This window comes from Streptomyces sp. NPDC001156, from assembly GCF_053598275.1.
In genome coordinates, this window is the sequence record NZ_JBSFJX010000503.1 from 1 (window position 1) to 1716 (window position 1716).

At 69.3% G+C, this 1716-nt stretch carries 1 protein-coding gene; it reads left to right on the forward strand.

The genetic code is table 11. The features are described 5' to 3' along the window. Positions 1-142 precede the first annotated feature (142 nt). Positions 143-1570: an IS1182 family transposase gene (locus tag ACWDA7_RS52610; protein WP_450615294.1), complete on the forward strand. Its 1428-nt coding sequence runs from the start codon at positions 143-145 to the stop codon at positions 1568-1570. The last annotated feature ends 146 nt before the right edge of the window (positions 1571-1716 follow it).

A 1716-nucleotide genomic window follows, 5' to 3' on the forward strand; every position in this document is an offset into this window, starting at 1 on the left:
GCTAGGAGCGTGTCCCAGTAACCGGCAACCCACTTGCGGTTCGTGATCATTCATGCGGGATGATCTCGGTATGCGTGATCGGGATGGGCTGTTCGAGATCGAGCCGGGTGAGAAGAAGCAGCCGCAGGGTCGTCCGGCGGCGGTGGGCAAGACGTTCCGGGCGTTCGACCCGCACCAGGTCCTGCTGCTGCCCCCGTCGCTGGACGACTGGCTGCCCGAGGACCACCTGGCCCGGTTCGTCGCCGACCTGGTCGACGAGGTGCTCGACTTGTCGCCGATCCTGGCCGACTACACCGAAAAGCGCGGCTACCCGCCCTACGACCCGCGGCTGATGGTGCGGCTGCTGATCTACGGCTACACCACCGGGGTGCGCTCCTCGCGGGCGATCACGCGGAAGTGTGTCGATGACGTCGCGTTCCGGTTCCTGGCCGCCGACCAGGCCCCGGACTTCCGCTCGATCGCCCGGTTCCGCCGCCGCCACCTGGACGCGCTCGCCGGCCTGTTCCTGCAGTCGCTGCACCTGGCGCGGAAGCTGGACATGGTCAAGATGGGCCGCGTCGCGCTGGACGGCACCAAGCTGGAGGCCAGCGCCTCTAAGCACAAGGCGATGAGCTACGGCCGCCTGATCGGCAAGGAAGAGCAGATCGAAGCCGAGATCGCCGCCCTGGAGGCCACGGCCCGGTCCCTGCTGGACGACGCCGAAGCAGTCGATACCGCCGAAGATGCCCGGTTCGGCGTGGACGGCAAGGAGGCCGACCTGCCCGCCGAGCTGGACCGGCGTGAGAAGCGCCTGTCCAGGCTGCAGGCCGCCCGCGCGCAGATCGAGGCCGAGGCCGCCGACAAGGCCCGCGCTCACGCCCAGGACACCGAACGCCGCCGTCAGGAGCGCGCCGGGACCAGCGACGAGCGGGCCGTCACCGACGCGGGCGAGAAGGCAGCAGCCAAAGCCCGGCCCAAGCCCAAGGCGCAGGCCAACTTCACCGACCCCGACTCGCGGATCATGAAGAACAGCGACGGCGCCTACATCCAGGCCTACAACGCCCAGGCCGTCGTCGATGAAAAACACCAGGTCATCACGGCCGCCGACATCACCGCCAACGCCTCGGACGCGCTGAACTACACCCCGATGCTCGACCAGTCCGCGCAGAACACCGGCGTCCACCCCCAGCAGGCCCTCGTCGACGCCGGCTACTGCTCCGAGACCAACCTGCAAGCCGCCCAAGAGCGCCAACTCGCCTGCGGCACCGACACGTTCATGGCCACCGGCCGACTCGGCCACGACGAACAGGTCCCGCCCGCACCCCGCGGACGCATCCCCAAGGACGCCACCCTCAAGGAGCGCATGGCCCGCAAACTGCGGACCAAGCCAGGCAAAGCCGCCTACAGCCGCCGCAAAGCCATCGTCGAACCCGTCTTCGGCCAGATCATGACCTGCCAGAACGGCCGCCACCTCCTCCTGCGCGGCGAGGACGGAGCCCGCGGCGAGTGGCGACTGCTGGCCGCCTGCCACAACCTCCGCAAGATCTTCCGGCACGCCGGAACCGCAGGCCTCGCCACGGCGATCGCCTGACCAGCCCGGCCAACGGCCCCCTTCAGGCCGATTCCCAAGCCGACAGGACCAGGCCACCCGCCCCGGCAGGCACGCAGCGAGCAACCACCACCGATCTCACCGTCACGATCACCAGCCGATTGCCCGTTACCGGGACACGCTCCTAG